Below are 23,246 nucleotides of genomic sequence, written 5' to 3' on the forward strand. Positions count from 1 at the left end.
AGTATTGGCCATAACACAAGCAATCAGGTATTGTTTTGACTTCAGGTCAATGAATTTCTCGGTGTCAGTCATCCTCAACCCGGTATTTTTCTGTTTGTAACCCGGTGGTTTAGCCATTGGAGGCATGTGAAAAACAGCCTCAATTGCTTTTGAGCCGACTGGTGTCATTTGACAAGCACCGCCGTTTGCCTGGAGGGTCAGATGTACAAATTGCGATTTGTTCATGTGATATGTCTTTTTGTAGGAATGTTATTTACCTGGATACCAGTGTTTGCACGTCAGGAAACGAAGAAGCCCGATCCGACACCGCAGGAATTAACTTCCCAGGCACTGGCCCTGGATGCTCAGGGGAAAAAGCTGGAAGCCTTTGCCCTTTTTTTCAATTTCCCTGGCGGTGAGAGTTATGCCGCAAAGATGGCAACAACCGACCCGAAAACCTACCTGGCGGAACTCGATAGGCTTGAAGCAACTTCAAAAAACCCTCGTAACCCGCGATTCTGGCTGGTTCGGGGGGATTTGTTGATGGCTTTGGGAAAAAATAAGGAAGCACTGGCAGCCTTCCGCAAGTTTGTGGCGGCAATTGGGAAAACACCCGATCAGACCTGGGACAAGGGATGGGTGCCCTCATTTTATTACCCTTTAAGTCCAACCATACTCGAATTACAGAACGGAGTGTTCCAGTTGCCTTTGACACGTGGTGGGATGGGAAGTCACGCTGATAACTGGCTGATCCAACGCTTCCTGACACTCGGCGCCTGGGATGATGCCGCCAAAGAATTCGAACGGATGTGGAAAGTTCATCAACTGGCGGCACAGGGGAAACAATTGTTCGGACCTGGGCTGCGGTTTGCGCTCGAATATGCTTTTTTTCTGACCAAATCCAATCAACCCCAAAAGAGTTGGGACCTTTTGCTCAATGTCTTTTTACAGCTTGATTTGGAACAAAATCCAGGATGGAGAGCCCGTTTCCAGAGCTTTCAGAACCAAACGAATCAGGCAACTCCGCTGCCCGTTGACAATGAAACCCTTCAAAACCTGGCCAGTGCTCACAGTGGATACTCACAAAGTGAATTTATCCGCCTGGCGTATGGATACTTTCAGTTGAATAACCAGACCGATGTTCTGAAGCAGGCGCTTGAGCGGCAAATCCGCCAGGGCCGGAACCAGGCCCGATGGGTGCTGGCGCGGATTTTGCAGCTTGAAGGAAACGAAGACCAGGCGCTGGCAACTGAACTGGAATATGTGCGTCAGGCCGGTTTTACGCCATTTACGGTCACCTATCGCTCAGGGCTGATTTATGAACGATATAACCGCCTGCGAGAAGCCACCGCCCTGTTGGAACAAACACTTCAGGCTGGGAACGTACCGATTTCAATCCCGGATCCGGATGACGTTGATCGTCTCGCAACGAAGGCATACAGCGAACCGGGCATGCCCACCTTTTTCACAGATTCTCTGCGTGAAAAAGTCTTTAACCGGCTGGTGGTTGATTATTTTATACTCGGCGAGACCGAAAAAGCTCTGGCCGCCGAATCACGATTACGCGGTCTTCAATCACCATTTGGATTGCCACGCTCAACTGCCCCTCGCAAAGAACAAACCAGTTCAAGTCCACCCACGACGTTCCCCTCTCAAAAATTCGAATTGGACCCCATCCCTGATGACCCGGTAGTCCTGATTCAAGCACTTGCGGCCTTGGCCAAACAAAAGAAAATGTATGAGGGAGAGTTCAAACGCTGGAAAGCCGTGATTGCCAGTCGAAACAAAGACCTGGTTCGCCCATTTTTGAATGCCCTGTTTGAGGCTGACCCAAAAAACCCGGTTTTTCTATTTGCTTTGCTCAAACCGGAAGGCGACTTAATCACGCCAGGGAGTCTTGTCTACTGGTTCAATCACCTCAAGATGAATGGCTCTGATGGTCAACCTCCGTTTTATTTTGACCACCTGGAGCCGACCCCGGCACTTCTCACCAACCTTGAACAACTCTCGACTCAATGGATTCGGCCAAATGATTCGGTGACTCGACAGAAGTTCTACCGAAACAGTGCGCTGGCTTATGCCTTGATGCGACTGTATGAAAAAACAGGTCAGGTTGAAAAAATGCTTCCCCTGGCTCTGAAGCTGGCTCAAGCCTGGAGTCAGGCTGATCTGACTCCCTTCTCATTCAACCGAATAGAGCTATTTCAGGGAAATACCGCCCTGACCATTGCCATTCAGCATTTGAACCGTGTGGAAGACCAAAAAACACTGCTCCAGGCGCTTGAATCATCTCCCTGGGAAGTTGCCACCACACAATTAAAACGGGTGATAGCTGGTCAAAAACTGGTCTCCGATCCGAAACCAAATCCGCCCTGGGCCAATACACCTCAAGGAATTCAGGTGTTCGGAGGCCATGAAAATGTACTGAGTTTGTGCCGTGATCAGAAGCAAGTCTATGTTGGTTACCCCTGGGGCGTGGCCGTCTATAATTTTTCAGGACAGTTACTCACTCAGGTGGCACTGGAATGTGCCGCGTCCCACCTGACGGTGATTCAGGATACCTTGTGGGTCGGAACCGAGCTGGGGGTGAGGCGAGTTGATTTGAAAACCTATGCGGTCAGTGGATTTCCGTGTGATCAGGAACTGTCGGAAAAGGAAAAGCGAGAGGCATATCAAACCACAGAGCTTTACAACAACCGGATTGTTCCCATTCCCAGCCGTCGAGAAAAAATAAACGCCGTGACCAGCCTGGCCCGGCAAGGTCACATTCTCTGGATCAGCACCCAAACCTCGCTTCGCAAATATGACACGCTCACCAGTGAATTGCGGGTCTATCCGTTCAAAGACCTGACTGATACGTCCAGCTATGAAAAGGTGAAATGGCTGATTGATAGAGGCTATATCTGGGTTCAAATCGGTCAAACCAGTGACAGAGATGAAAATCAAGTACTGAGCTTGAGATATGATCCAGCCACTGACAGTTGGACCAAACCTCAGTCTCCCCTCGCACAGGCAGTCCAACTGGTGGGATTGATCAACGGTAACGTCTGGGCCACTCTTTTTCAAAAGGAGAAAACTCAGATTCAAGGAAAGTTATGTCTGATTGACTCACAAACCTTGAACATCACTCCCGTTGAAATTGAAACCAGCCTTTCCAGACCGCAATCCTCCCTTGATGGCAGGGTCAGTTTTTATGGTCACTGGCAGGGGAAATTTGTTTTTGAGACACAAGGCGAGCTGCTCCTGGTTGATCCAACCACCAGAAAAGCCTCATTTCTGCGAAATTCAGCTTTGAATTCTGACGCTGAACGACAAGCCTTGCGGGCCCGTCAACACCAGGTGCTCACGGAAATGGAGTCTGATTTGCCTCTATCCCTGCGAACTGGTCGCATTTACCGGTTACCGGATGGCGGTATCGCTGGAATAGGGTGGTTCAGACCTGAATCAAAGAAAATGATCCCTCTGGACTATAACCCAACTTTTTGCCTTCGTTTGCCAGATAACTCCGCATTTGTGGGGTGCGTCACCTTTGGGGGGGACAACTATGCCCATCCAGATTATGAGTTCAGATCACGATACCAATACCAACCTCAATTTTTTGGTCAATCAGGAGGTCTCGGGATGCTCTCTGCTGAGGGTGATTTCCGTTTGCTTACGAAATCTCAGCACTGGGGGACGATTTGGGGCGATTATGTGAATTTTGTCGTGCCGGACAGCAACCATAATCGGATTTGGGTCGGAACTAATTTTGGAATCACCATTTTGAACCAAAATTTTCAGGTGCTTGGCAACCTCACGACCCGTGATGGACTGGCCTCCAATCTGGTGATGGCTGGCGCCATGGGGCAGCAACTGGCTGTGGTCAACAAAATCTCGAGCGATTCTGACATTCTCACCTTGATTGATCCAAAAACCAACCTGCTGACATCGTTAAGCTCCTTTGATGGGCTGCCGCCGTTACCAATCAAATCAGTGGACATCGAAGGTCAAAAACTCAAAGTTGAGTACTGGCCCAAATCCATCAATGACTTGAGAATCACGGCGTCGCCAGGGTTTTATGATTTCCAAACTCATCGCATTGAACGGTCGCTGGTGACCGATGGCACCGAGCTAAAGCCAGGTCCAGGGAATAATGAAGAAGGCATGCCCTATCTTGGCGGGCGAATTCAGTGGAAAAAGGTCATTGACGGAAAGACATTTGTTCTCGGCACGCGAGGACTGATGATTTTGCCCAATGCCGTGCTTCCGAAGATGACGACTTCGGAATGGCCGGTGAAATTCTCAAACCCGGCGCCAACTGAGCCCAAAAAACAGGCGACGTCTCCGCAGGCTTCGGCACAACAACCCATTGAGAACATTTTGGTTTCTCGACCAGTTCCTGCCCAGATGACGCCGTCACCGGGGCTTTCCACATACTTTCAGGCTGACCACCACTCACCGTTTCAACCGGTTTCGCTCTTTGCATCACCTCGTTTGGTTGAAAAGCGAATACCTGTTGATCAAGCGGCTCAGGTGAAACACCCGTGCGGTTCCGCCATCACTCCCGACTCAATTCAGCAACTTATCAATCGCCCGTTTGTTCGAGAAAACAATGATACTGAGCTTTGTTTTTACACGCTCGGGACTGCGGTTTCAGAGAATCCTGACCTCTTAAAACTGCTGCTCAATTCGCAACCTCAATCTGAAGGATACTTTCAGGCTTACCGGAACCTCCTGAAACGAATCTTTTCCTACGCCAATAAACGTGTTGTCTCCACCATTCATCAGGCGCTGGCCTCTCCAAATATGCTCGTGAGACGTAACGCCGCCTATGCCTGTGCGGGACTCAAGGACCCGGCTTCGATTCCGCTGTTGATTCAGGCCCTCAAAACCGAATCAGGTCTGGTCCGGGCCGGTGTAGTCTGGGCATTGGGGGAACTCAAAGCCCACGAAGCCGTGCCGGCGTTGATGAAAATTTACTTTGAAGGATTCACTGTCGGGCGGCGTTTCAGTCTTGGATTTCGAACAGATGAGTTGAACCGCGATCTGGAACGCCAGTACCAGAAATTGAAGGTGAGTACGGTACCGGTAACCCCACCTTTTGTTGACTATAGCTCAAACTGGTCCACGTCCTGGTTATTAGATTTCCGTACTTTGGATCAGGCGCTCATCGCGATTGGTCCCCAGCACACCCAACCCTATATCCGACTCCGGATCTATGAAGATCCTCTTTATGGCAGCGCACAGGCTCTGATGCAGTATCTGGCAGATTGCCCGCCGGCTGAGGTCGAACACAACAAAGGGATTTGCCGACACTTTGCGGAACAGAGGTCACTTTCAGCCGCCGTGAACCTGATCATTTGGGGGGACCAAACCATCGAGCCAGTTATTTTGGACTGGTTGAAAGATATCTCCTCTCGATCTTCTCCAACTAATTCCCGTTCAGGAGCAGCATTATCTGAACTCACTCGGGTAAAGGACAAATCACAACTCAGATTTGCCCGCCCGATTTTGCTTCAATTGGCCAACGATCCATCATTTGATTCGGAGCTTCGCAAAAAAGCTCAAAGACTGGCTCAGGAATAGAATTACCTGAGTACAACTCCCCATAAAAGAGGGATGAAATTCGACCACTCTCTGGGAGAAACATTGGTTTTCGCCCGGATGGGCGCTGGAAAATAGCCGGTGGCAAGTGTCGCTTTGGACATGCGGCCACCGGACAGAGTCACCATCAAGGATTCGCGCCCGGATGGGCGCTGGGCCACACAGGTGAGCGAGAAACCGAAAATCCAACGGGAACCGAGACCCGAACCAGCTTCCAGCGCCCATCCGGGCGCAAACCACTGCGGACCGACGCTCCGGTGGTGTGCCCAAAGCGGCAAACCACCGGCTATTGTCCGGCGCCCATCCGGGCGAAAGCCAATTCGGAGGAACCGAATTTCCACCCTTTATTTATGGGGACTTGTACTGAGTACTGAAGCGACGAGAATCATTCTTTGAGAAATTCACACCATGTGACCGGAGGGAACGATGAGGAAATCCAGATTTCTGCAGATATTGTGTGGCATTGTTTGGATACTGCTTGGATATGGGTCGGTGCTGGCTGGTCAGCCAAATTCTCAGCACTGGCAGTCCCCAGAGGACAAGATTGCCCAGGCCAAAAAGCTGGAAGAAGCTGGTCTCAAACAGCAAGCCTTTGCCCTCTATATAAAAATTCCCAATGCGGAACACCTCGCTCTTCGCATCGCCCAAACTGACCCCAAAGGCTATCTTGAACTTCTCAGGTCAATTGAATCCGAACCAGGATCGCGGCCCGACCCACGACTCTGGCTGATACAGGGTGAATTACTCTTCAAACTTGGCTCATCGAAGGAAGCCTTAACCTGTTACAAAACGTTTACCGCGTCACTCGATCAAACCGTCCTCCAAACCTGGGACGAGCGTGAGCTACCACGTCCTTATTATCCGGTTAGCCCTCAGGTGATTGGGATACATGGAAATCTGTCAGGATCTACCTCCGGTTCACCGGGTCTGGAAAATTCATTTTTCACGTTAAAGCCTTTTCATTATGGACCAGGAAGTCAGGCTGACAACTTGCTCTTGCAACGATTTTTATCGCTTGGCGACTGGGATGAAGCTGCCAAAGAATTTGAACGGATTTGGAAAATTCATCAATTTGTCGCGCTTGAGGGTCAATTGTTTGGACCGGGCTTACAGTTTGCCCTCGAATACGCCTTCTTTCTGACCAAATATCAACAGCGAAATCGAGGGCTCGATATTTTGGTGAACGCCTTGCTCAGGGTGAATCTGGACCGCTATCCGGAAACAATTTATTCCCCATACAGTCCGATAGCCAAAAATCCTGAAATCCAGGCATGGCGCGACAGAATGACAATAAATTCAGATGACCTTCTTTATTTGACGAGGCCAGCCTGGTTTACCCAACCCTTATTTATTCGGCTGGTGTATGGACAGTTTTCCTTACTGGGTCTCACGGCAACGTTGAAACAGGTCCTTGAAAGCCAGATTCAAGCCGGAAATTTCAAAATGCGGAGGGTGCTGGCTCGAATTGTACAACTGGAGGGAAAAGAGGACGAAGCCATTGCACTTGAACTGGAATACCTGCGCCAGGCCGGGTTTAATCCGTTGACAGTCGCCTTTCGCTCGGGGCTGATTTATGAACGATATAACCGCCTGCCTGAAGCCATTTCCCAGTTTGAACAATGCCTGAAGCTTCCCAAACAACCGCTTTCGATGCCTGACCCAGAAGAAGATAAATGGCAGGAGCAACGGTTCCCAAAGGATAGAAGCGATTATGGATACCGTGAAGGGTTTTATCCCAATGGTATTTTGAAACATTTATTTTTCGCTTATTCGACGCTGGGCGAGGTTGAAAACACACTGCGCGTCGGATTGCAGTTGCTCGAAAACAAGGCCATTTTGAGAGATCTGGAGTTTGACCAGATTTGCAACCTCTTTGTAATTGCTGGAAAACAAACCGAACTGACAACCTGGATTCGAACCCATGCTGAACTGTATGCGGACTATCCGCTTCGAAGGGCGTCCCTGGCGTGGTTGAGTGATGATCCCAAAACAGTCATTGATGTACTTGTCTCGCTGGCCAAAATTCAGAGGCTTGACGAGTATCAGTTCACACGATGGGAAGCGCTTATTTCAAGCCAGAAAAAAGAATGGCACCGACCATTTCTGGAAGCCATTGTGGCGGCAGACCCAGACAACGCAAAATTTCGGCGCGCTCTGGATTCAATCAAATCCGACACCACGTCAGTTGGGAATCGTGCCACCTCATCAGATAACAAGGTGACACCACAAACAGGAATTCCTGGCCGCCTCTCCACTTCCCAGCCTAGACCACCTGGGCAAACCAGTCCCATCAACCGTCCGTCAGCTCAAATTCAGCACAAGACACCGCCCCCTATCGAGCCACAACCCAAGGTAGACAATCCCTGTGGTCAACCAATCACCTCAGCTTTTGTTCAGCAATTGATTGGCAATCCCAATCAGGAAAAGCGAGAAGATTGTTTTAAAGCCCTTGGGGAAGCAGTTTCCAAGAATCCACAATTGTTACAACTCCTGCTTAACTCTCAACCTCCAGACTGTTGTAGCCGGTTTGAGTCCTATGATGAATTTCTGAAACGAATTTTTATCCGTACCGACAAAAGCATCGTTCCCACTATTCATCAGGCGCTGGCCTCTCCGAATATGCTCGTGAGACGCAACGCCGCCTATGCCTGTGCGGGACTCAAGGACCCGGCTTCGATTCCGCTGTTGATTCAGGCGCTCCAAACCGAGTCGAGCCTGGTCAGGGCCGGCGTTATTTGGGCGCTGGGCGAACTCAAGGCCAAAGCAGCCATTCCAACCCTAATGAAAATGTACCGTGAAGGTGCGGGCATTGAATCCTGGATGAAGTTCGGATTTCGGACTGATGAGCTGAATCGGGGACTCGAGCGACAGTACCAAAAATTAAATACCAACACCCCACTCCTGGCTCACCCACAGGCGGATTATTACGACCACGATGCCTGCCGCTTGCGCTGGTTACTTCGTCCCGAGGATTTTGATCGGGCGTTTCTGGCCATTGGTTTAGAAACAGTTCAACCCTATGTTCGATTCCAACTCCAACAAGAGAGTGCGTTTGCAATGGACCTTAGAATTAACCATCTGGAGAAGTGTCCGCCATCGGAAGTTGAACAAACAAAAGGAATATTGCGCTGTATCGCTGCGAAAGACTCGGTTGAAGCCGCCGTGGGGCTCCTGCTGCTCGGAGATAAAACGATTGAGCCGGTCATTGTACAGTGGTTGCAACAAATCAAGCGATATCCTGTTCATCGACTTGTGGCATTACTCCATTTTCGTGTCCGAGATCGGTCCAAACTGGCGTTTGCCCGCCCGATTTTGGCCCAATATGTGGCAAACCCGTCCCTTTCTCCAGAAACCCGAGGGTATGCCCAAATGATCCTTGAAGAATAATTCATCAGGTGTTCCGTTCTGACATCCGGTTTTCCCAGGAACGGGCACCGGGATTGCCGATTCATTGCCTGAATTGAAAATAACCAACCTCCAGTTCTTTCCAGTTTTTCTTTGTTTTGCAATCACATAGGCCAGACAGAACCACTGGCGCAGTAATTCTTTGTTTGATTCTTAGGCCCAAACACTCGCTCATTCTACAACGCCCTTGCAGGGCTTGAACTTCCTCCTGGCCGGGCCCGTGGGCTTCGCACCACGGCTATTTTACAACGCTCCTGCGGAGCTAAACCACTGATTTTGCTTATAATTACCCAGACTAAGAATTGCTGCACCGGCGAATGGTATCCGCCGCATTTTTTTGCTTCGTCTGGTGACTGATTGAAGCTGGCACAAGGGTTGCACTCCTTCAAAAGATTCACCGTCTCACTTTTCCCGGACTTTTAAGGAGGCCCGCTATGACCCTGACCCATCTGGCCAAGGATTTACAGTTCAGTTTGCGATTACTTTGGAAAAACCCTGGTTTCACGCTGGTGGCCGTGCTGTCGCTGGCACTTGGTATCGGCCTGAACGCCACCGTCTTTACCTGGTGCAAAGCAGCGATTTTAGATCCACTTCCGGGCGTACCTGACGCGCGCAGCCTGATCCTGGGATTTGGTGCGACCCAAAGCGGCAATGCATTTTCGATTTGCTATCCAGATTATGTTGATTTGCGCGACCAGAACACGTCGTTTGAGGGACTCGCCGTTTTTCGCAACTTAACCGTCAATCTCAGCCAGGACGGCAAAACTGACCGGACGTGGGCCTGTCTGGTCAGCGGGAATTACCTCGATGTATTGCACATCAAACCGCTGTTGGGTCGGTCATTTTCACCCGAAGAAGATCGCACGCCTTCTACTCATCCGGTCGTCGTGATGAGCTATAACCTGTGGCAATCTCGCTTTCAGGGTAACCCGAACGTGATTGGTTCTACGATGACCATCAACGGCAAAACCTTCACTGTGATTGGGGTCACTCCGAAAGGATTTGTCGGAGGAATCGTTGCCATTTCACAAGATTTGTGGATTCCCATGATGATGCAGGAATCCATCCGACCTGGAAAAGACCTCTTGACCAGTCGGGGCAATCGCTGGTTGCAAATGATTGGCCGGTTAAAACCTGGGGTTTCGCTGGCACAAGCTCAGGCCAATCTCAAATCAATTTCGGCCCACATTGCTGAAACGAACCCAACCACCAACGCCAACTGGACCGTTGCCCTGTATCCACTCACTCAATCACCGGAAGGAGCTTCGAAAATTCTGGGCCCGGTGTTGTTGTTGCTGATGGGTATTGTCAGCGTGGTACTGCTGGTAGCCTGCGCCAATGTCGCGAATTTGTTTATGATCAAGGCTACCAATCGGCGCAAGGAAATCAGCATCCGGATTGCGCTGGGCGCCAGTCGGTGGCGGATTATCAGTCAATTGATGGTTGAAAGCCTGGCGTTGTCAGTCATTTCCGGAGTTGTGGGCCTGTTGATTGCCGTCTGGACCGCAAAATCATTTTTGGCAATGCTCCCGACCCAACGGCTTCCGATTCATTTGGATTGTTCGATTGACCAGCGAGTTTTGTTATTTACCTTTGGCATCACCCTGGCCACGGGGTTTCTGTTTGGGTTGCTCCCTGCCCTGCAGGCCACCCGACTCAATCAAGCCACCACGCTCAAGGATGAAGGGTCATCCGTCACCTTAAATCTCAAACAGTCGAAATTGCGGAGCAGTCTGGTTTCCCTGCAGGTGGCTCTCTCTCTGGTGGCGTTGATTACCGCCGGGCTCTTTGTGCGCAGCGTCTATAACTCGATCAACACCAGCCCTGGGTTTTCCGTTGATCAAGTATTCGTTGCAAGCCTGGATGTCTTTCCCAATGGATATGATCAAAAGCGTGGAAAAGCCTTCTTTACCGAGCTGTTACGTCAGGTGCGAACCCTGCCGGGTGTTCAAGCCGCCAGTTTGTCCCGTTCGGTTCCACTCGGATCGATGGGTCGCAGTTCGACTTCAATCACGGTTGATGGCTATACGCCGCGCCCCGAAGAGGATATGGATACCGAATATAATATCGTTGAGACTGATTTTTTCCGGTCGCTGGAAATTCAATTTACCCTGGGCTCCGATTTTCACCTGCTGGCCCCACCTCAAACCGATCAACCCGACCCCAACCGGATTGAACAGGCCATCGTCAATGAAACTTTTGTCAGACGCTACCTGGGCGAAGGAAATCCACTGGGTCGCAAAATTGAAGTCAATAACCAGAACCACCAGATTATCGGCGTGGTCAAGGATATCAAGCTGCGGTCAATGAACGAGCCTCCCCGGCCCTATATGTATTTGCATGCACCAGACAACTATCGATCCGATTTTGTTCTACTGGTCAAAACTGAGGGCAACCCGTTGAAAGCCGCTCCAGGCGTCAAAAATATCGTCGCAGGAATTGATCCGAACATTCCGATCTTTGATGCCAAATCATTGGCTGAACACACCCAGCTTTCCCTGTTTCCACAACGATTTGCGATGATTTTCCTGAGTATTTTCGGCTTTCTGGCGCTTGGGCTGGCGGCAATGGGGCTCTATGGAATGATGGCCTATTCGGTCACACAACGGACGCGAGAAATCGGCATTCGAATGGCGCTTGGGGCCGACAAACAGGATGTGTACCAGTTGATTTTGGGCCGTGGGTTGATCCTGCTCCTGATTGGGATGGGGCTTGGGGTGGTTGGAACGATTGCCGTGGCCCGGCTTGCCTCAAGCCTGTTATTTGGCGTCACCGCCACCGACCCCGTCACTTATTTGGGCGTATCGCTCCTGCTTTTCGGCATCTCGTTTATGGCGTGCTTTTTCCCAGCCTACCGGGCGACACGCATCAACCCCGTGATTGCGCTCCGGTACGAGTGAAGAATTGAGAATGAAGAAACTCGATTGATGAAATGCTTTTGGTCCTTGGAAAGTATTGATTCCTAAGTACAAGTCCTCATAAATGGAGGATGGAACTTCGGTGATTCCGAATTGGCTTTCGCCCGGATGGGCGCCGGACAATAGCCGGTGGTTTGCCGCTTTGGGCACACCACCGGAGCGTCGGTCCGCAGTGGTCCGCGCCCGGATGAGCGCTGGAAGCTGGTTCGGGTCCCGGTTTTCGTCGAAGTTTCGGCTTTTGGCTCACGACTCCTGTTCCAGCGCCCATCCGGGCGCGACCCCGTGATGGCGATTCTTTCCGGTGGCCGCGTGTCCAAAGCGACACTTGCCACCGGCTATTTTCCAGCGCCCATCCGGGCGAAAACCAAATTTTCTCCCAGTGAGTGGTGGAATTTCATCCCTCTTTTATGGGGACTTGTACTAAGCCCAAGTCGCCGGATACCTTGTTCATTCTCAATTCTTTATTCTTCATTCTTCAGGGTCTGTCTCCTCGCGGAAAAAATGTGGTATGCTGGCGCTTCACATCAGTTTGGAAGCTTCCCAGCTCAGGTCTCTCGCCCTGACAAACTACTCTCAATTCTCAAATTTCCCTCCGCGAGGTGTCTATGCCAGGTAAAAACGCTCCTCTTCATATCGCCCCCCACATTGCTGAAGCCATCGAATCTGGGAAACCTGTGGTTGCACTTGAAAGCACCGTCGTTGCGCACGGTCTTCCATTTCCCCAAAATCTCGAAGTGGCTCATCAAATTGAACAAGAAGTCAAAAATATGGGAGCAATTCCAGCCACCATTGGGGTTGTCGGCGGTGTCCCCACCATTGGGCTGGACGAAGAGGCGCTGGCAATGCTGGCACGTGGCGAACAGGTATTAAAACTCTCGCGGCGTGACATTGCCTTTGCCGTGGCAATGGGGCGTCACGGAGCAACCACCGTCGCGGGAACGGCAGCACTGGCCGAAATAGCTGGGATTCAGGTTTTTTCAACTGGCGGCATTGGTGGCGTTCATCTGGGCGCCAGAGAAACCTGGGACATCAGCGGTGACATCCTGGAACTTTCCCGGACCAAAGTTCTGGTTATTTGTTCGGGCGCTAAAGCCATCCTGGACCTGCCGGCAACCCTTGAAAGCCTTGAAACGAATGGAATTCCTGTGGTTGGGTACCAAAGCCACGAGTTTCCCGCTTTTTACACCTCAAAAAGCGATTTATTTCTCAATGCCCAGGTCAACACGCCAGCCGATGCCGCGAAATTTTGGAAAATGCACTGTGCTTTTGGCGGCGGCGGTGGCGCCGTGCTGGCCGTTCCTCCACCCGTAGACAGCGCGCTCGATCCATCAGCCTTAAACGAAGCGATTGGAACAGCATTGATTCAAGCCGAACAAAAAGGCGTTCGTGGTCAGGCTGTGACTCCGTTTTTGCTGCGAATGGTCTGTGAACTCACCGGCGGCGCAAGTAAGAAGGTCAATATTGCCTTGTTGCTGCAAAACGCCCGAATTGCAGCACTCATAGCCAAAGAACTGGCGTGAATGAAGAATGAAGAATTGAGAATGAAGACTGTATGAGTGTTTGGTACTTGGTGCTTTGGAACCAATATCTTCGAAGCACCAGGCACTGTTTTCATTCTTCATTCTTCATTCTTCATTCTTTATTCTTCATCGGCTTACATCCGGAAGACACCGTAGCGCGGGGCGCCCTCGCTAATAAAATCGCGGTTATACGCCATGGAAATTCCGGCGGCCAGATGGATACGGGTTTCGCGCGGGTCAATAATGCCGTCGTCCCACAGTCGGGCAGTTGCAAAATAGGCGGACGATTCTTCATCAAACCGCTTCACAATAGCCTGCCGTTTGACTTCGAGTTTTTCACGGTCAGGCTCAATCCCTTTGGCTTTGAGTGCTGCTGCCTGAACGCTGACCAGGACTCCGGCTGCCTGTTCACCACCCATCACCGCAATTCGGCTGTTTGGCCAGGTGAACAGTAGCGTTGGATCAAATCCACGTCCGCACATTCCGTAATTCCCTGCCCCATACGAACCTCCAATAATGACTGAAAATTGTGGGACGGTTGAGTTGGCCACGGCATTCACCATCTTTGAGCCGTGTTTGATGATGCCCTCACGCTCCACTTTGGAACCAACCATAAAGCCAGGGACATTTTGAAGGTAAATCAATGGTGTCCGCGACTGGTTGCAAAGCTGGATAAATTGGGTGGCTTTCATGGCGCTTTCTGAAAACAGGACACCGTTATTGCCAATGATTCCAACCTGATAGCCGTCAATATGGGCATAACCGGTGACAACAGTTGGGGCAAAATCCTTTTTGAATTCCCAAAAGCGCGAACCATCCACAATCCGGGCGATGACTTCGCGGATTGGAAACGGTCGCCGTAAGTCAACCGGGATGATTCCAAAAAGTTCCTCTGGGTCATACATGGGTTCTTCAGGAGATTGTCGGCCAGAAGGTGTGATTTTCCGCCAGTTCAGATGTCCAACTATTTCGCGTCCAATTCGGATGGCGTCAGCGTCATCCACCGCCGTGTAATCGCTGACACCTGAAACCCGTCCGTGCATATCGGCGCCGCCAAGCGTTTCATCGTCAACATCCTCGCCCGTGGCCATTTTCACCAGCGGCGGGCCCGCCAGAAACACCTTGGCCTGTCTTCGAACCATCACGGTAAAATCTGACAGTCCAGGGACATAGGCACCACCGGCGGTGCAACTGCCAAATACCAGTGAAATCTGGGGAATCCCCTGAGCAGACATCCGTGCCTGATTGGCAAATCCACGTCCACCGTTATCGGCAAAGAGTTCAGCCTGATAGAGCAAATTGGCGCCGGCGGATTCCACGAGATAAATCGTCGGCAATCGGTTTTCCAGGGCAATTTGTTGACATCGCAGGCTTTTTTCAACACTCATCGGGTAAAAAGCCCCACCTTTGACGGTCGCATCATTGGCCATCAACATGCACTCGACGCCGTTGATAACGCCAATGCCATCAATATGCGACGCACAGGGCGATTCGTTGTCATACATGCCCAAGGCTGCCAGCGGAGCAAGCTCAATAAACCGGGTGCCAGGGTCAATCAAGAGTTCGATGCGCTGGCGAGGCAACAGTTTTTTGCGAGCCTGGAACTTGCGGGCGGCTTCTTCGCCCCCTCCCTGGCGGACAAGATCAAGCCGATCCCGTAAGTCCTCGGCCAGTCTGAGGTTATGTTCGTAATTGCGTTGAAAGTCTTCGCCGTCGGGATTGATGTGTGTGTGAAGTATCATTGAAAGAATCCGATTTTGAATTTTGAGTGATGAGTGATGAAACTGTGGTTGAAAGATGAATTATGAATTATGAACGCCGGGGATTGAAACGATTATTTTGTATCTCTCGCACTATCTCACTGAATATAAACGTGTTATCTATTTTTTCCATTCTTCTCCCACCCGCTGACGCAGGTGGTACTGACTTCTTCATTCTCATTTGGCTTGCGTTCACAGGTGTTTGGCTTTAGTTTGGGGGTTCATTTTGCTCTTTGGATTTAACTGTCAGGTGCCTGAACACTTGGAAAAGCAATTCCGGAGAATAGGGAAGCCGGGTGAAACTCCCGCACGGTCGCGCCACTGTGATGTCCAACCTCTGGACAGAGTCAGGAGACCTGCCTGTACAGTTTTGTGCTCTGGTTCTTCGCGTCAAAGGACCGCACGTCATCAACTTGAGTTTGCCATTTTTCCTTACAAGAAAAACCTCTGTTCGACGTGTGGCCTTTGCCCGTTGGACAGAGGTTTTTTCATTAGGGCTTGGAGCTAAGGGCTGAGAAAACCAGGGCTGAGGGCTGAAGACGTCGGACTGAAAAATTGGTTTTCTTTCATCCCTCATCCTTCATCCCTCATCCCTTCGATTGCTCCGAGCTTGCGAGTCTTCAGCCCTGGTTTTAAAGGAAGTGTTCTTATGTCTCGTCCTCTGATCGAAAACGAGGATTTTTATATCGAAAACGGCCTGTACGTGTTTACCGCCGCGTATCTGCTCAAACGTGGATATTGCTGTGGAAATGGTTGTCGGCATTGCCCTTACAGTACTCCTTGTAATAATGTCACACCTCCAAAAAACACCAGTAGCCCTCAACCAACTCAACCCCAAGTGCGCCAAAGGTAATTTGGGAAGCGCGGTGAAACTCCGCCACTGCCCTCGCAACTGTGAACCGCAACGAATTCCGCATCCCACAAGCCACTGTCGCCAACTGGGCGATGGGAAGGCGCGGAACAGTAGGGAACCATCAGTCCTCACCTGTGAACTGATGCTCTGGCGGCAAGTCAGGAGACCGATCTTCGGCTGTACCTTCACCCTCTTTCGATGGGAAAGAGAAAGGATTGTTCCCCCTATGAACCAATCTGTTTCACGACTCCTGCGCGGCACCCTGCTCTGGGCTGTGCTCTGGACGCTTGCCTCGTCTCCAATTTTTGCTGGCGGACCGGTCGGAATTACTGGTCGGGTCACTGACCCCAGCGGTGCCAGCATTGCCGGCGCCACCGTAACCATTTATGCCCGCAGCAGTGGGCGACGCATCACAACGGTGACCAATTCAAACGGAGAATTCCGCTTTGATCGGACCGAAACCGGTGATTTTATTATTGAAATTGCCGCCACCGGATTTTCACAACTTTCCAGGACCATTCAGCTTGAGGAAAACCAGCAGGCAACGCTCGATTTTCCACTTTCGGTGGCTGGAACAAACACTACCGTCGTGGTAACCGCCAATGCCACACCTCAGACCGAAGTCGAAGTATCGAAAACCTTTAGCATCGTTTCAAGCCAGGATATCGAACGCCGCAACGAACTTTCCATTACGGAAAGCATCCGGCAAATGCCTGGAATTCGGGTTCAGCAGCTTGGTGGGCCAGGAAGCCAGTCCGGCATTTTTATTCGTGGATTGCGCAGCTATGACACCTCCGTGGTCATTGATGGTCTGCGACTTCGTGATGCAGCCAGTACCCAGGGTGATTCACTGGCTCAAATCCAGGAATTGTTTGTCGTTGATACCGAACGCATTGAAGTCGTTCGCGGCCCTGAATCGGCGCTCTATGGCACCACGGCCATCGGCGGCGTGGTCAATGTCGTGACGGCTCACGGCGGCGGCCCCGTGCGAGGTCAGGTTCAACTCGAAGGCGGCAGCCTTGGGTTGTTTCGTGGTCGAGCCCAGGTAGCCGGAGGCGTAGCCTCAGATCGGTTTCTGTATAGTGCCGGGCTGATGCATCTCAATGTGTCAAATGGGGTTGAAGGTGATACGCCAAACCGTAACTGGAGCGGGCAGGGTTTTGTCCAGTATGCGTTTCGCCCCAATATCACCCTTTCTGGCCGAATCTTAGGCAATACCCTGTTTGCCCAATTGACGGATGGTTCGTTTCAGGCGCCGGGCGCCAGCCTTCCACCAGCCGGGAGCATCCTCAAAGCTGTGGCATTACCGCTCGACCAGCAACGGTTGTTTGAAGCTGGAAAACCCTTCACCCTCGGCAATGCCAACTTTATCTCGAACCTCCGTGACCCGGATTTTCGGCGGGATTCGAGTTTTCTCTCCAGCGCAGCAACCTTTCAACATCAGATCAATGAAAAAATCGGATATCGTGTGAATTACCAACGGGTTGATACCAACCGAAAATTCACTGACGGCCCAGCCGGGGTGAGATTCGAACCTGATTTTAAGGTGGTCAATCGGTTTGACGGCGTGATTGATACGGTTGGAGTTCAGGGAGACTGGCAAATCAATCGGTTTTTCACCTTCTCCGCCGGCTATGAGTTTGAACGCGAACAGTACCTGGGCCGCGATTCGGATGAAAACCCGATTGTCAGTGCCCGAACCAATGTTGGGATTGATATCGAACAACGGAGCAACACGTTCTTTCTCCGCAATCAGTTCCGCGCCCTGGACAACCGGTTTCAGATGTCAGCCGCGTTCCGCTTGCAGGCATTTGACCTGTCAAATCCGACATTTCTGGGCGGAAGCTCACCCTACCCGATTTCAAAGTTTCCAGCCCCAGAAACAGCCTATACCGGGGACGGCTCAATTTCTTACTTTTTCCATTCGACCAATACCAAACTCCGCTCCCACGTCGGCAGCGGCTACCGGGCGCCTTCACTGTTTGAGCGGTTTGGCTCGTCATACTTCGGAGGATTTTTCTCAGGCTTTGGCGACCCGCTACTTCGGCCTGAACGCTCGATTGGTGTTGACGCCGGTATTGATCAAACCTTTGCGAACAATCGAGTTCAGGTCAGCGCAACCTACTTTTACACCCGACTCCAGGAGATTGTGGATTTTGACTTTAGCGGATTTATCAACCCTGGAACTGACCCATACGGACGGTTTTTTGGGTACCTGAATACTGGCGGCGGTTTGTCACGTGGGCTGGAACTGAGTATGAACACCCGTCCGATTGACACACTCAACGTCACCGCGTCTTACACCTATGCCAATGCTGACAATCGTCGCCCCACATCGGTGGCTGGCCTGTTACGCACCTTTGTCGTCCCTGAACACACTTTCACTTTGACCGCCAATCAACAGATTGGTCGCCGGGTGGAGGTCAATTTCGACCTGCTCGCCACCAGCAACCATCTCTTCCCGTTTTCAGGTCGGGCGTTTGAATTCAAAGGCCCGGTTAAGGGCGATCTTGTGGTGAGTTACACCCACCCGATTGGTGAACAAAGCCTGAAAGTGTATGGCAAGGTGGATAACATGTTTGACCGAACATACTTTGAAAGCGGGTATCGAACGCCAGGAGCAACCTTTCTCGGCGGCCTGGCCTTCCGCTTTTAGAGTGAGGAATAGTGGCTAGTGGCTAGTGGTTAGTAATGTCAGTTAAGAGTTGAAGTAGTTTTGGTTCTCATCCCCGTTGGGATGAAGTAAGGTGAGCCGGTGGTCAGCGTCGCTTTGGAAGCGCCACCACCGGATGCAGGTCAGTTTCAGATTTTCCCCACCCGGCTGGCCGGGTGGGGGTAAGAAGGCAACGTTTTCCCAGGGTTAAAACCCTGGGCTAGCGTGCCTACGCGGGAGTTCCTGGGCTCAAATCTGCTCTTTTTTCAACCCTTAACTGGCATCACTAATCACTAATCACTAACCACTAACCACTCAGTGGTTTCTTCATTCTCCATTCGGTTTTCCTTATGACTTCCACCGAACTTATCCGGGTTACGAACCTGAATTTTCGCTACGGACAGCGTGAAATATTGAAAAATATTTCATTCACTGTCCGTGAAGGGGAATTTATTGGACTGATCGGTCCCAACGGCAGCGGTAAGACAACCTTGCTCAAACTGCTGTTGGGCCTGCTTCCCAGTGCAGAACAATGTGTAACACTTGGTGGAACTCAACTTGCGGGCATGTCCCGAAAAAAGATTGCCTTGCAGGCTACCCTGGTGCCTCAGGATACCAAAATTGAGTTTGCTTTTAGCGTTCGCGACATTGTGGCGATGGGGCGCACCCCCTACCTTGGCCGATTTCGCCCCGAAGGCCCGGCGGATCGGGCCGCTATTCATCATGCGATGACCGTGACTGAAACGCTTGATTTTGCTGAACGTCCAGTCACGCAACTTTCTGGCGGTGAACGCCAGCGAGTCCACCTGGCCCGAGCCCTGGCGCAGGAAACAACCATCATTCTGCTGGATGAGCCAACGTCAAACCTGGATCTGGTTCATCAGTTTGAAGTCCTTGAACTGGTCAAAAAATGTGTCGCCAATCACCGTTCGGCAATCGCGGCAATCCACGACCTGTCAATGGCAGCCCGATTTTGCAATCGCCTGTTGTTGCTCTTTGATGGAACGGTTGTGGCTGATGGACCGCCCGAGGAGGTCCTGACTGAGTCGAATCTGGCCCGGTACTTTTCAATCCAGGCCCGAATTAGCACGGATCCGGAAAGTGGCAGCCTGGTTGTCTGGCCGGTTGCGCCATGTCCTCCAGTGTGAGGACTGGTTGAACTTCCTCTGATGGTGGTGATCTTGAGCGGTTTGTACTATCGTGAACGGATTGGCGGCCTGACTGGAGATTGCCAGCGTGCCACAAATCAATTGACTGAGGTCTCGCTCTATGTGACGGCTGTCGCACTGCGAAATATGTTTTCTGTATGACGAAAGAAACACACCATCTTCGAATGTACCTGATGCGCCACGGCGAAATTGATGTGTCGCATCGCCAATATGCCTACGGCTCGCGCGATATCAACTTATCACCCCTCGGCGAAGAGCAATCCCACTGGATGTGTCAGCAACTTTCTGGGGTCAAACTCACTGCCGTCTATTCAAGTGACTTGAAACGGGCTTCGTTTGCCTCAGATTTGATCGCGCGCCATCACAAATTGGCCCCAATTCACCTGCCTCAACTACGCGAAGTGCATATGGGTGAATGGGAAAACCAGCCAATTGCAACTATTTATGAAAAGTATCCGAAACACGTCAAACATCTATTTCAGGAACCAGAGTCTTTCCAATACCCGCAAGGCGAGCACTTTTTGGCCTTCAAAGACCGCGTCCTGAGCACCCTCAAAATGATTATCGCCACACATCAAAATGGTTCGGTGGCCGTGGTCGCGCATGGCGGAGTCACCCGGCTGGCAATTGCCCATGTACTTGAAATTCCTCCCCGGCATATGCTGCGCATCGGCCAGGATTTCGGGTGTCTGAATGTGATTGACTGGTATCAAGATGGACCGATTTTGCGGCTTTTGAATCAGGTAAAGCCGGAAGGATAGGGTTCAGGGTTCAGGGTTCAGGGTTCAGGGTTCAGGGTTTTCAAAACCAGGCACCAAACACTTTATCCTCAATACCATTTTGCAATCACATTTTCGATTGAATAGAAGGTTAAACTATTGAAATGCTTGTATCTTCCTGAACCCTGAACCCTAAACCCTGAGCCCTAAATGATATTCCTCCTATGTTCTCAGAATTCAAACGCAATCTTCGATTTGTGATGTTCATGGTCGGCCTGCTGGCGGTGGGCATCATTGGCGTGGAAATCTTTCGTCGGATGGGGACGACACAACCGTCGGGGCCGGTGGCGGCCCCTTCCTCAGCATCAGGGGCGGGCGCCGTTTTTCCCCGCGAATTGAAAGATGGAAGCGGATACAGCGTTCGAATTGAGAAAAAGCCGATCCGAATTGTCTCGCAAACTCTGGCAACGGATGAGATCTTGCTGGCAATTTGTGACCCAAAGCGCATTGCGGCGCTCAGTTCACTGGCCGAAGACCCGACCTACAGCAATATCACCAGTGAAGCAAAGCAGGTGGCTGGTCGAACAACTCAAGGGGTTGAGCAGATTTTGGAATTAAGTCCTGATCTGGTGTTTGTCGCCAGTTACAGTCGCACTGAATTTGTGGAACTCCTGAAAGCCGCGAAGTCCCCAGTTTTCCGGTTTGCCAACTTTGACCGCATTGAAGACATAAAAACCAACATTCGAACCGTTGGATATGCCATTGGCGATGAACCGGCGGCAGCGGCTCTGATTGACCAGATGAACCGTGATATCCAAGCCGTCAAAGCTCGAATTCCGCAAACCAAACCACCTTTGAAAGTAATGTCTTACAGTCTCGGCGGCTTTACTGCTGGAAGCGGAACACTCTTTGATGAAATGCTTCGGACAGTTGGGGTCATCAATTTAACGGCTGAAAAAGGGATCACCGGGATTGCCAAAATTAGTCCGGAAAAGCTCACCGAATGGCAGCCAGATGTGATTGTTGTGGGTGCCGATGTTGGGACATTTGACGATGTCAAACGCAAACTGCTGGCGGAACCGGCGGTGGCATCAACCAAAGCTGGAAAATCAAACCGGATTATCGTGGTTGACAATCGCCACTACCTGGCGGTTTCACATCATCTGGTCAAAGCCCTCAACACGCTCGTGACTGAACTCTATGGACAATAAGGAAACTGCGGAAACCCAAAACCCAGACAAAGAAACAAGGGGACACGGAGACACGGAGACACAGAGACAAGCCACCGAGTCTTCAGCCCGACTTCTTCAGCCCAACTTCTTCAGCCCAACTTCTTCAGCCCAACTTCTTCAGCCCAACTTCTTCAGCCCTGCTTTAGAACCCAGAACCCGATGGTTTTTTCTCATTGCCGGTTTCATTCTGGTAACTGCCATCATCGCTGGGATTGGCATCGGGAGTGCAACCATTGCACCAGACACGGTGGTGCGGGTCATTGCATCACACATGCTTCCGGCTGGGTGGGTTGATATAACCGGAGTTAGAGAAGTTGATGTGGCAGTGGTCTGGTTGATTCGAACACCTCGGGTCCTGGTGGCGGTTCTGGTCGGGGCAGGACTCGCGATTGCTGGGGCTCAGATGCAGGGGTTGTTTCAAAACCCGCTTGCTTCGCCAGATATCATCGGCACCAGTTCGGGTGGGGCATTGGGGGCCGTGATTGCGCTGGCAACCGGTTTGGCCACGCGCTCGCTGTGGTACATGCCGATGCTGGCGTTTATCGGCGCCCTGATTTCCCTCTTTGTGGTGTATGCCATCTCCACCCAGCGAGGACGCACGCCGGTTTCAACTCTCCTCCTGGCTGGAGTTGCACTCAATGCCTTGATTGGCGCGGCAACTTCGTTTGTCATCACCTTGAAGTGGGTTCGTTGGGAAGTCGCCACCAGCATTATCTTTTGGATGATGGGTGGCCTCGATACTCGCACCTGGGACCACGTCTGCCTGGTACTTCCTTGTGTGTTGCTGGGAACAGGCATTGCCCTGATGTTTACCCGGGAATTGGACGTCTTGCTGCTCGGTGAAGAATTTGCCCTCGGGCTTGGCATTGATGTTGAGCGAGCCAAGCAAATCATCCTGACTGGCGCTGCCCTCCTGACTGGGACCGCTGTGGCCGTCAGCGGAATTGTTGGATTCGTTGGGTTGATCATTCCGCATATTGTGCGGCTTATTATTGGTCCGCGACATCGCTATCTGCTCCCAGCCAGTGCATTGACCGGCGCCTCATTTCTGGTTGTGGCCGATATCCTGGCCCGGACTCTGCAAAGCCCAGAAGAAATTCGACTTGGAATCATCACTGCGGTGTTTGGCGCGCCGTTTTTCCTCTATCTCCTGCTCAGACACCAGCAGGCCGCCAACTCAAGTTAGGTGACCCCTTTAGAAAACAGTGAACTGTAAGAATAATCCTAATTTACAGGACAATTCTGATTTACCGCTGTTAAGTCTGAGAACTCCAGATCAACCAGTACCCTGAAATTCCCACAAGCCCGTGCTTCAACCATTGTATTTATTCCTCTGGAATCAATTGAATTGTAAAAGGTTGACCTACTGAAAATACCTCTTTGATTGTGGCAATGCCTTTCCTCCATTACCAGCATGTTCGTGTCAAATACCAGTTCCTTTTCTTAACGTTCATA

General features: G+C 51.2%; 13 protein-coding genes, 1 pseudogene and 2 riboswitches. Of the genes and pseudogenes, 11 read left to right on the plus strand and 3 right to left on the minus strand.

What is annotated here, in order from left to right; all coding sequences use genetic code 11:
* Positions 1–201: 201 nt before the first annotated feature.
* Positions 202–5,544: a HEAT repeat domain-containing protein gene (locus HY774_14840; GenBank protein MBI4749762.1), complete on the plus strand. Its 5,343-nt coding sequence runs from the start codon at positions 202–204 to the stop codon at positions 5,542–5,544.
* Between the two features lie 2 nt (positions 5,545–5,546).
* On the opposite strand, the gene HY774_14845 is transcribed toward HY774_14840, so the two are convergent.
* The gene (locus HY774_14845; protein MBI4749763.1) at positions 5,547–5,903 is read right to left on the minus strand and encodes a hypothetical protein; all 357 of its coding nucleotides are present in this window, start codon (positions 5,901–5,903) and stop codon (positions 5,547–5,549) included.
* Positions 5,904–5,988: 85 nt separating this feature from the next.
* Between HY774_14845 and HY774_14850 the strand changes: the two genes are divergently transcribed.
* Positions 5,989–8,949, plus strand: a complete 2,961-nt coding sequence (locus HY774_14850) for a HEAT repeat domain-containing protein (protein MBI4749764.1) — start codon at positions 5,989–5,991, stop codon at positions 8,947–8,949.
* A 452-nt stretch (positions 8,950–9,401) separates the two neighbouring features.
* Complete coding sequence (locus HY774_14855) at positions 9,402–11,867, plus strand: ABC transporter permease (protein MBI4749765.1); 2,466 nt, start codon at positions 9,402–9,404, stop codon at positions 11,865–11,867.
* A gap of 62 nt (positions 11,868–11,929) precedes the next feature.
* Here the strand turns inward: HY774_14855 and HY774_14860 are convergent, their stop codons facing one another.
* On the minus strand, positions 11,930–12,217 hold the full coding sequence (locus tag HY774_14860; GenBank protein MBI4749766.1) for a hypothetical protein: 288 nt from the start codon (positions 12,215–12,217) through the stop codon (positions 11,930–11,932).
* Positions 12,218–12,490: 273 nt separating this feature from the next.
* Between HY774_14860 and HY774_14865 the strand changes: the two genes are divergently transcribed.
* Complete coding sequence (locus tag HY774_14865) at positions 12,491–13,405, plus strand: pseudouridine-5'-phosphate glycosidase (GenBank protein MBI4749767.1); 915 nt, start codon at positions 12,491–12,493, stop codon at positions 13,403–13,405.
* A 134-nt stretch (positions 13,406–13,539) separates the two neighbouring features.
* Here HY774_14865 and HY774_14870 read toward each other — a convergent pair whose 3' ends face one another.
* Entirely contained in the window at positions 13,540–15,147 is a 1,608-nt protein-coding gene (locus HY774_14870) for a methylcrotonoyl-CoA carboxylase (protein MBI4749768.1), read from the minus strand.
* A 249-nt stretch (positions 15,148–15,396) separates the two neighbouring features.
* Positions 15,397–15,544: riboswitch (cobalamin riboswitch) on the plus strand.
* A gap of 270 nt (positions 15,545–15,814) precedes the next feature.
* Here HY774_14870 and HY774_14875 point away from each other — a divergent pair.
* From HY774_14875 to HY774_14905, 7 genes and pseudogenes are all read left to right on the plus strand, one after another.
* Positions 15,815–15,940 (plus strand): annotated as a pseudogene (locus HY774_14875) (hypothetical protein).
* A 22-nt stretch (positions 15,941–15,962) separates the two neighbouring features.
* A riboswitch (cobalamin riboswitch) is annotated at positions 15,963–16,208 on the plus strand.
* A 36-nt stretch (positions 16,209–16,244) separates the two neighbouring features.
* Positions 16,245–18,674, plus strand: a complete 2,430-nt coding sequence (locus tag HY774_14880) for a TonB-dependent receptor plug domain-containing protein (protein MBI4749769.1) — start codon at positions 16,245–16,247, stop codon at positions 18,672–18,674.
* 347 nt (positions 18,675–19,021) lie between these two features.
* Positions 19,022–19,819 (plus strand): ABC transporter ATP-binding protein, encoded by a 798-nt coding sequence (locus tag HY774_14885; protein MBI4749770.1) that lies wholly within the window; start codon positions 19,022–19,024, stop codon positions 19,817–19,819.
* Between the two features lie 21 nt (positions 19,820–19,840).
* Positions 19,841–19,981 carry a hypothetical protein gene (locus HY774_14890; GenBank protein ID MBI4749771.1) on the plus strand — a complete coding sequence of 47 codons (141 nt, stop codon included), beginning with the start codon at positions 19,841–19,843 and terminating at the stop codon, positions 19,979–19,981.
* On the plus strand, positions 19,978–20,601 hold the full coding sequence (locus HY774_14895; protein MBI4749772.1) for a histidine phosphatase family protein: 624 nt from the start codon (positions 19,978–19,980) through the stop codon (positions 20,599–20,601). Before HY774_14890 ends, HY774_14895 begins: the two co-directional genes overlap by 4 nt.
* A gap of 182 nt (positions 20,602–20,783) precedes the next feature.
* Positions 20,784–21,770: an ABC transporter substrate-binding protein gene (locus HY774_14900; GenBank protein MBI4749773.1), complete on the plus strand. Its 987-nt coding sequence runs from the start codon at positions 20,784–20,786 to the stop codon at positions 21,768–21,770.
* Positions 21,760–22,977 carry an iron ABC transporter permease gene (locus HY774_14905; protein ID MBI4749774.1) on the plus strand — a complete coding sequence of 406 codons (1,218 nt, stop codon included), beginning with the start codon at positions 21,760–21,762 and terminating at the stop codon, positions 22,975–22,977. The genes HY774_14900 and HY774_14905 overlap by 11 nt, the downstream gene beginning before the upstream one ends.
* Positions 22,978–23,246: the final 269 nt, after the last annotated feature.

The organism is Acidobacteriota bacterium (genome assembly GCA_016208495.1).
GTDB lineage: Bacteria > Acidobacteriota > Blastocatellia > Chloracidobacteriales > Chloracidobacteriaceae > JACQXX01.

Bases quoted from the DNA above. Each gene is read 5' to 3' on its own strand.
- HY774_14890 (MBI4749771.1), top strand. From the start codon at position 19,841: ATGGTGGTGATCTTGAGCGGTTTGTACTATCGTGAACGGATTGGCGGC.
- HY774_14880 (MBI4749769.1), top strand. From the start codon at position 16,245: ATGAACCAATCTGTTTCACGACTCCTGCGCGGCACCCTGCTCTGGGCT.
- HY774_14870 (MBI4749768.1), bottom strand. From the start codon at position 15,147: ATGATACTTCACACACACATCAATCCCGACGGCGAAGACTTTCAACGC.
- HY774_14900 (MBI4749773.1), top strand. From the start codon at position 20,784: ATGTTCTCAGAATTCAAACGCAATCTTCGATTTGTGATGTTCATGGTC.
- HY774_14855 (MBI4749765.1), top strand. From the start codon at position 9,402: ATGACCCTGACCCATCTGGCCAAGGATTTACAGTTCAGTTTGCGATTA.
- HY774_14885 (MBI4749770.1), top strand. From the start codon at position 19,022: ATGACTTCCACCGAACTTATCCGGGTTACGAACCTGAATTTTCGCTAC.
- HY774_14865 (MBI4749767.1), top strand. From the start codon at position 12,491: ATGCCAGGTAAAAACGCTCCTCTTCATATCGCCCCCCACATTGCTGAA.
- HY774_14895 (MBI4749772.1), top strand. From the start codon at position 19,978: ATGACGAAAGAAACACACCATCTTCGAATGTACCTGATGCGCCACGGC.
- HY774_14840 (MBI4749762.1), top strand. From the start codon at position 202: ATGTACAAATTGCGATTTGTTCATGTGATATGTCTTTTTGTAGGAATG.
- HY774_14850 (MBI4749764.1), top strand. From the start codon at position 5,989: ATGAGGAAATCCAGATTTCTGCAGATATTGTGTGGCATTGTTTGGATA.
- HY774_14905 (MBI4749774.1), top strand. From the start codon at position 21,760: ATGGACAATAAGGAAACTGCGGAAACCCAAAACCCAGACAAAGAAACA.